Source organism: Stenotrophomonas sp. HMWF003 (assembly GCF_003061285.1).
GTDB lineage: Bacteria > Pseudomonadota > Gammaproteobacteria > Xanthomonadales > Xanthomonadaceae > Stenotrophomonas > Stenotrophomonas maltophilia_AP.
The window spans coordinates 10,347-10,855 of sequence record NZ_QAIW01000274.1; the positions used below are offsets into that span (position 1 = coordinate 10,347).

General features: G+C 67.0%; 1 protein-coding gene and 1 pseudogene. Both read right to left on the reverse strand.

The window, feature by feature from the left end; all coding sequences use genetic code 11:
• Positions 1 to 225, reverse strand: a pseudogene (locus tag DBR34_RS22750) (efflux transporter periplasmic adaptor subunit); the annotation flags it as partial.
• Positions 226 to 286: 61 nt separating this feature from the next.
• A partial coding sequence (locus tag DBR34_RS21800; protein ID WP_219928273.1) for a hypothetical protein occupies positions 287 to 509 on the reverse strand: 223 nt, incomplete at its 5' end.

Here is a 509-nt window from a genome sequence, read left to right on the forward strand (position 1 = left end):
CGCGGCGGTGCCGGTGTAGCTGGCGGCAACGGCGCGACGGCTGGCGGCGACCGCCTCCACCGGCACGGCGTCGACGGCTTTTTCAGCCTTGGGATCTTTTTCCGCGGCTTGCGCATCGGCGCTGCCGGCGCCGGCGCCGCAGCCGCTGAGCAGCAGCGAGGTGGTGATCAGCAGTGCAGCGGCGCAGGTTCCGGTGCGGCCGTGCAGGAAAGAATTTCGCGACATCGTCGTGTCCCTGAGGGATGCGTGGGCAGGTGTGGTAGCAAAGTAATGCACCACGTCACGATCACACCATATCCCAAAGGTCATGGTGACCTGCGGCAACGCCCGTGCCCGCCCCGGTTTCAGCTAGATGAAAACGCAGGCTATACTCGGGCCAGTTCCGTACCCCACGCCGGAACGACCAGACCCGTACACCGGAAAGGACATCATGCGCCCGCAGCCGCTCGCCGCTTGTCTTCTGGCCGTCCTCCTGCCCCTCGGGGCCGCCGCACAGGCCGCAACTGCTC